The 7,027-nt window shown below is 76.4% G+C and carries 6 protein-coding genes and 1 pseudogene; 3 read left to right on the plus strand and 4 right to left on the minus strand.

What is annotated here, in order from left to right; genetic code table 11:
* Positions 1-114: 114 nt before the first annotated feature.
* From BJP40_RS06745 to BJP40_RS06760, 4 genes are all read right to left on the minus strand, one after another.
* Positions 115-1,869 carry an NAD+ synthase gene (locus BJP40_RS06745; protein WP_071279428.1) on the minus strand — a complete coding sequence of 585 codons (1,755 nt, stop codon included), beginning with the start codon at positions 1,867-1,869 and terminating at the stop codon, positions 115-117.
* Between the two features lie 159 nt (positions 1,870-2,028).
* Positions 2,029-3,231 (minus strand): DUF4190 domain-containing protein, encoded by a 1,203-nt coding sequence (locus tag BJP40_RS06750; RefSeq protein ID WP_071279430.1) that lies wholly within the window; start codon positions 3,229-3,231, stop codon positions 2,029-2,031.
* A 54-nt stretch (positions 3,232-3,285) separates the two neighbouring features.
* On the minus strand, positions 3,286-4,944 hold the full coding sequence (locus tag BJP40_RS06755) for a multicopper oxidase family protein (protein WP_071279431.1): 1,659 nt from the start codon (positions 4,942-4,944) through the stop codon (positions 3,286-3,288).
* A 90-nt stretch (positions 4,945-5,034) separates the two neighbouring features.
* Positions 5,035-5,460 carry a DUF6153 family protein gene (locus tag BJP40_RS06760; protein WP_071279432.1) on the minus strand — a complete coding sequence of 142 codons (426 nt, stop codon included), beginning with the start codon at positions 5,458-5,460 and terminating at the stop codon, positions 5,035-5,037.
* A 67-nt stretch (positions 5,461-5,527) separates the two neighbouring features.
* On the opposite strand from BJP40_RS06760, the pseudogene BJP40_RS36210 reads away from it, so the two are divergent.
* The 3 genes and pseudogenes from BJP40_RS36210 to BJP40_RS06770 form a co-directional block, all read left to right on the plus strand.
* Positions 5,528-5,818 (plus strand): annotated as a pseudogene (locus tag BJP40_RS36210) (DUF998 domain-containing protein); the annotation flags it as partial.
* A gap of 137 nt (positions 5,819-5,955) precedes the next feature.
* Positions 5,956-6,708 carry a hypothetical protein gene (locus BJP40_RS36215; protein WP_319020160.1) on the plus strand — a complete coding sequence of 251 codons (753 nt, stop codon included), beginning with the start codon at positions 5,956-5,958 and terminating at the stop codon, positions 6,706-6,708.
* The coding region (locus tag BJP40_RS06770) for an alpha/beta fold hydrolase (protein WP_143065896.1) at positions 6,705-7,027 on the plus strand (323 nt) is incomplete at its 3' end. The genes BJP40_RS36215 and BJP40_RS06770, both read left to right, overlap by 4 nt.

The raw sequence follows: 7,027 nt of genomic DNA on the forward strand, positions 1-7,027 counted from the left end.
CGCCGCACGACTGGGCAGGCGGCGCCCCGCCCTCCGCACGGCGGGCGCCGCGAGCCGGCCGCGGACGCGCGGAGGGGGCCTCCCCCAGGGAAGCCCCCTCGCCACGGCCTTGCGTCAGCCGGTCTCGCGCCAGCGGTTCGTGATCGGCAGGCGCCGGTCCTTGCCGAAGCCCTTCGCGGAGATCTTCGTGCCCGGCGGGTACTGGCGCCGCTTGTACTCGGCCGCGTCCACCATCCGCAGCGTCCGCGCCACCAGCTCCGCGTCGAAGCCCGCCGCCACGATGGCCTCCAGGCCCTGGTCCCGGTCGACGTACAGCTCCAGGATCCGGTCGAGCACGTCGTAGTCCGGCAGGGAGTCCGTGTCGACCTGCCCCGGCCGCAGTTCCGCGCTCGGCGGCTTCACGATGGAGTTCTCCGGGATCGGCGGGGTCTGCCCGCGCTCCTCCGCCGCCCGGTTGCGCCACTTCGCCAGCCGGAACACCTGCGACTTGTACACGTCCTTGATCGGGCCGTACGCGCCGACCGAGTCGCCGTACAGCGTCGAGTAGCCCACCGCCAGCTCGGACTTGTTGCCCGGGGCGAGCACGATGTGGCCCTCCTGGTTGGACAGCGCCATCAGCAGCGTGCCGCGCAGCCGGGACTGGAGGTTCTCCTCCGCCAGCCCCGTCAGCCCCAGCGACCCCATGTACGCGTCGAACATCGGCTCGATCGGCACGGTGCGCAGGTGCAGCCCCGTCCTGCGGGCCAGCTCCGCCGCGTCCGCCTTCGAGTGCTCCGACGAGTACTTCGACGGCATCGACACCCCGTACACGTGCTCCGCCCCCAGGGCGTCGCACGCGATCGCGGCGACCAGCGCCGAGTCGATGCCACCGGACAGGCCGACCAGGACCGAGCGGAAGCCGTTCTTCGCGACGTACGCCCGCAGGCCCACCACGAGCGCGGTGTAGATCTCCTCGTCGTCGTCGAGCCGGTCCGCGTAGCCACCGGTCAGCTCCGGCTCGTACGCGGGCAGCGGCTCCTCCGACAGGACCACGCGGTCGACCCGCATCCCGTCGTCCACGACGCCCTCCACCGGCTCGGCGGCCGCCGCCGGCAGGTCGAGGTCCAGGACGACACTGCCCTCCGCGAACTGCGGCGCCCGCGCGATCACCTCGCCGTTGCCGTCCACGACGATCGTGTCGCCGTCGAAGACCAGCTCGTCCTGCCCGCCGATCATCGCCAGGTAGGCGGTGGTGCAGCCGGCCTCCTGGGCGCGCTTGCGCACCAGCTCCAGCCGGGTGTCGTCCTTGTTCCGCTCGTACGGGGAGGCGTTGACCGACAGCAGCAGCCCCGCGCCCGCGCTGCGCGCCGCGGGCACCCGGCCGCCGTCCTGCCACAGGTCCTCGCAGATCGCCAGCGCCACGTCGACGCCGCGGACCCGGACGACCGGCAGGGTGTCGCCGGGAACGAAGTAGCGGAACTCGTCGAAGACCCCGTAGTTCGGCAGGTGGTGCTTGGCGAAGGTGAGCACCACCTGCCCGCGGTGCAGGACCGCCGCGGCGTTCTGCGGGGCGCCGGCCGGCTGGCCGTACCGCGGCTGCGCCTTCTCGGCACGGTCGAGGTAGCCGACGACCACCGGCACCTCGCCGAGGTCCTCGGCCGCCAGCCGCTCGGCGAGCGCGCGCAGCGCGGCCCGCGACGCCTCCACGAACGACGAGCGCAGGGCCAGGTCCTCGACGGGGTAGCCGGTCAGCACCATCTCGGGGAACGCGACGAGATGCGCTCCCTGCCCGGCGGCGTGCCGGGTCCAGTGGACGACCGACTCCGCGTTGCCGGCGAGGTCACCGACGGTGGAGTCGATCTGATTCAGGGCGAGGCGAAGTTGAGGCACGCCGCCCAGTGTAATCGTCAGTCCGACGCGATGTCCCTGGGGGAGGCGGGGAGCCGCCCCCGCCCCGCCCGGCCACCGGGAAGGGCGCCCGGGGACCAGGCGGCCCGCTGCCCCCGGGGCGGGGCCGGCCCGGTCCGCGCGGGGGAGCCGTGCGGCCGCTCAGGTGCCGGGGCCCGTCCAGACGGTCTCCCCGTACACCGAGACGGCGGGGATGACCGCCACCTCCAGGGACCCCGCGGTCTCGGCCGGCACGGTGAAGGAGAACGTGCCGTCGACCCGCTCCCCGGGCGCCAGCTGCTCCTTGGCCATCAGGTGCAGGCCCGTGTCCTCGTAGTTCCCCGCGTGCTCCGCTTCGGTCCCGTCGGCGTCCTTGAGGAGGGGCAGCGCGTGCCGGATGTCCGCCGGCTCCGTGCCCCCGTTGGCGAGGCTGAGCTTCACGCGCAGGGTGACGGCGCCCTCGGGGACGGAGTCGGCCATGTGCGCGGGCGGTGTGTACCGCTCCGGCTTGCCGACCGTGACCTTGAGGCCGTCCGCGTACGTGTGGGTACGCCCCCAGGCGAGGGGTTCCGTGCTGCCGGGGTGGTCGCTGCCGTAGTCGTCCGGCACCTCGTCGTCCGGTCCGTCTTCCACGCTGCCGCCCGGGACCGCCGGTGCGGAGGGCGACGGGCCGTGCTCGGCGAACTCGTCCAGCTCTCCCTGCGCGTGTGCGATGACGAACCCCACGAAGACGGCCCACACGATCACGGCGACGATCGCCAGGGCGCCGAGGACCACACCGGCGAGCGCCATGCCCTGGTTGGTGGCTTCCCCGCGGCGGGCCCGCGCCCGCCCCAGCAGGCCGAACACCAGCGCCAGCACCCCCAGCACACCGCCGAGCACGAACGCGACGGGAATCGCTCCGAACACCAGGCCCACGATGCCCAGCACCAGAGCGGCGGTGCCGAACCCGTTGCGGGGCGCCGCGTACGGAGGCGGGAACGGCATGCCGTAGGGACCGGGTGCGCCGGGCACGCCCGGCGCACCGGCCCACGGCGGCGCGGTCGGCGCACCGAAGCCGGCCCCGGGCCCGCCCGGGGCCCGGGGCCCCTCCGGCTGCTTCTGCACGTGCGGCCGGCCGTGCTCGTCGGCGGGCCCCTGCGGGTCCGCCGGTCCGTGCACTCCCGGCTGCGCCGGTTCCTCCGACTGCTCCTGCACGTGCGGCCGGCCGTGCTCGTCGGCGGGCCCCTGCGGGTCCGCCGGTGCCTGGCCGCCGGGCCCGGCCGGTCCACCCGGCCGCTCCTGCTCCCCGGTCGCCGTGGTCTTCGGCGACGGCGGTGTCCACCCCGGCCGGAACGGGTCGTCGTCCCATTCGGACGTGCTCATGCGGGTCCTCCCCCGAGTGAAAGGATCACCCTAACGCGGGAGGACCCGCACCGTTCAGGTGCCGTCGGAGGCCGGTCGGCGCCGGTAGCCGAGCACCGTCATCATCCCGGCCTCCGCGTGGTAGACGTTGTGGCAGTGCAGCATCCACAGCCCCGGGTTGTCCGCGTCGAAGTCCACGGCGAGCGACGCTCCGGGCAGGATCACCGCCGTGTCCTTGCGGGGCCCGCCCGCCGTGCCGGCCAGCGCGAAGGTGTGGCCGTGCAGATGCAGCGGATGCCACATCGCCGTCGTGTTCGTGAACACCAGCCGGACCCGCTCACCCTCCTGCACCGGATGCCGCCGGTCCGCGCGGTACGGCTCGCCGTCGAACGCCCAGTCGTACGCCGCCATGCCGCCGGTGAGACGGATCCTGATCGTCCGGTCGGGTTTCTGCGGCGGCAGGGCCACGGACGGGTCCGCCGCGAGCCGGTCCGCGGTCAGCACCGGTCCGCGGGTGAGCTCGGCGGGCCGCACGGAGGCACCCGGCGCCGCACCGGCACCCGTGCGCAGCACGGCGAGAGCGGCCGCCCCCTTCCCCTCGGCTGCGGCGACCAGCGGGAACACCCCGTCGCCCGCGGTCACCAGCACGTCGTACCGCTCGCCCATGCCGACCAGCAGCGCGCCGGCCTCGACGTGCCGCACGGGGAAGCCGTCCGTGTGCGTCACCGTCATGCGGTGCCCGCCGAGCGCGACCCGGAACGCGGTGTCGCCGCCCGCGTTGACGATCCGCAGCCGGATCCGGTCGCCCGGTGCCGCGCGGAACTCCGAAGGCGCCTCCGGCGTGCGCCCGTTGACCAGGTAGTACGGGTAGGCCACGTCCCCGGCGTCGCCGCCCAGGAGCTCACTGGACGCGCCCATCGCCATCCGCGACGGCCCCGACGCCCCCGAGGGCACGGCCGGCGCAGGGGAAGACGGCGGGGCGCCCGCCCCCGCGTCCCCGTGCCCGCCGCCGTGCCCCCCGTGCCCGCCGTGGCCGTCCCCGTGCCCGCCGCCCATGCCCCGGCGGAGCTCCGCGAGCACGGCGTCGGGCGTCGACCCGTCGACACCGTCCAGCCAGTCGTCGAGGACCACCACCCACTCCCGGTCGTACGCCAGGGGCTCCTTCGGGTCCTCCACGACCAGCGGGGCGTACAGCCCCCGGTCCAGCTGGGCGCCCGAGTGGGGGTGGAACCAGTACGTGCCCGGATGCGGCACGGTGAAGCGGTACGGGAACTCCGCGCCGGGCGCCACGTCCCGCTGCGTCAGGCCCGGCACCCCGTCCATGTCGTTGCGCAGCGCCAGCCCGTGCCAGTGCAGCGACGTGGCCTCCGGCAGGTGGTTGGCGAGGGTCAGCGCCAGGGTGTCGCCCGCGGTGACCCGCACCTCCCCGCCGGGCAGCTCGTCGCCGTACGCCCACGACCTGACGGTCCGGCCGGCACCGAGGTCCAGGGTCGTGGCCGTCGCGGTGAGCCGGACGGTGCGGACGGGGCCGGAGCCGCGCGCCGCCTCGGCGGCCCGGACCTCCGGACCGTCCGGCGCGACGAAGCCTTCGGGGGCCCGCCCGGACCCGGCGGATCCGGGGCCGGAACGGCCCGGTTCGGATCCCGTGCAGGCGGTGAGCGCCGCCGGGCCGGCGGCGGCGAGCCCGGCGCCCAGCAGGGAGCGCCGGGATGTGTGCATGCGGAACGTGCGCATGGGTGTCGTGCACCTCGTGTCGGTGTCAGGTGTTCGGTGTGAAGGGAGAGGACGTGCGTGAGCGCCGCACGGGCGGCGCGCCCGTGCGTCCTAGATCCGCAGCACCGAAAGCTCCGCGAGGGCCACCCGCAGTGGTGGCGGCCGCCGGTGCGGCCGCTGCGCCCGCCCGCGGCCGCCGAGCCGCGTCGACCACGCGCCGTACGGCGACGACCGCCGCCTCAGCCGGCGCAGCGCGAGTCCGCCCAGGAGGCCGGCTCCGGCCGAGCCCAGCAGGAAGAGGCACGCCGTCGTGGGATCCATCCCGGCCCCGGGCACGTCTTCAGGGACGTGCTGTGCCGGTGCGTCGTGCGCCGGGGCACCGTGCGAGGACGCCACAGCCGAGTGCGCACCCGCATGCTCCGGAGGATGGCCCCACGTGTGCATCGTGACGAAGCCGAGCAGCAGGGCGGCGAGCAGCAGCAGCCGCCCGTACCGCGCGGCTCCCTGCGCGCTCCGCCTGACCGCCCTGACCGCCATACGCCGCAGCCTACCCCCGTGGGGTACCCGCCTTGCGGTGGCCGGGCCGCGCGCCGATCATGGGCCCATGACACCGCCGCCCCGCGGCCGGGGCACCGCGCGGTGGCCCCTCGCCGTCCTCCTCGCCCTGGGCGCGGTCACGTACAGCGCGTGGCTCCTCGAAACCGTCCTCGGCACCGGACTCGACCCCGTCCAGTCGTACGTCAGCGAACTCGCCGCCACCGACCAGCGCCTCGGGGTGCTCTTCCGCACCACCGACCTCGTGTCCGGACTGCTGGTGCTCACCGCCGCGCTCGGGGCGCTTGCCCGGTCGGAGCGGCGCCCGCTGACGGTCGCGGGCTGGGCGGCGCTGGCGCTGTTCGGAGCCGCCACCGCCGCCGACTCGCGGCTGCCGCTCAGCTGCACCCCCACCGCCGACGCGGCCTGCGCGGCTCGCGAGGACAGCGGGGACGTGCCGTCACCCACCTCGCGCACGCCGTCAGCTCCAGCCTCGCGATGGCCGGTGCCCTCGCGGGCCTCGCCGCCCTCACCCTCGCCGCGCGACGCTACGGCCGCTGGCCGGCGGTGGCCCGCACGGGCAGCGCGCTGGCCGTGGCGGCGGCCGCCGCCACGGTGTGGACGCTGGCCGGGGTCGCCGCGTTCGAGGCGGAGCGCGGCCACTGGGGCCTGGGCGCCGGACAGCGCCTCCAGGTGCTGCTGGTCGCCGCGTGGCTGCTGGTCCTGGCCTGGGCCGTGACGAGGGAGACCCCGCAGGACCCGACGGGGCGACCGGCGCCGGGCGCGGCAGGGAAACCGCCGGCACCGGAGGCACCGGGAGCGGCAGCGGAGCACGAAGCGCCCCGGCCGGTCGGAGCGTCGGGGACGGCGGGAGCGCCGGGGGCGGCGGAGGCGCCGGGGACGGCGGAAGCCACCGCGGCCGTCGAGCCGCCCGCCCCCGCCCAGGCCCGCGAACCCGCCGGGCACTCCGCTGCCGCCGGGCCGTCCGCCTCCTCCGCCGGGCCGTCCGCCTCCGTGTCCGCCGGGGGAATCGCGCCCGTATCCGCCCGGAGGCCGACGGCGGCCGAGGCGAAGGGCGCGCCGGGAACCGCGGAAGCCCCCGTCTCCGCCGGGCCGCCGGTATCCGGGGCCGCCGAGCCCGCCGGGACGCCCCCCGAGGGGCTCGCTGGGCCGCCCGCGCCTGCCTCCTCCCAGCCCCCCGAGGCGCCCTCCTCCGCCTGCCCCCCGGGGCCGGGGCGGGGACGGCCGTGACGCGCTGGCGAGGCTTCCTGCGGGTCGACGGCGTCGCCCACCACGTCGTGGTCGAAGGCGCCGGGCCCGTCTGCGTGCTGAGCGCCGGGCTGGCGATGAGCTGGTTCGACTGGGACCCGGTCGTGCCCCTCCTCGCCCCCCACCGGACCGTCGTCCGCTTCGACCGGCCCGGCCACGGCCTGAGCGCCCCCGCCCGCACCGCCCCGACCGCCGCCGGAGAGGCCCACCGGATCGCCGGCGTCCTCGACGCCCTGCGCCTCACCGGCGCCCCGGTCACCGTGGTCGGCCACTCCCTCGCGGGCCTCCACGCGGAGGCGTT

The organism is Streptomyces sp. CC53 (genome assembly GCF_001865245.1).
In the GTDB taxonomy this organism is placed as follows: domain Bacteria; phylum Actinomycetota; class Actinomycetes; order Streptomycetales; family Streptomycetaceae; genus Streptomyces.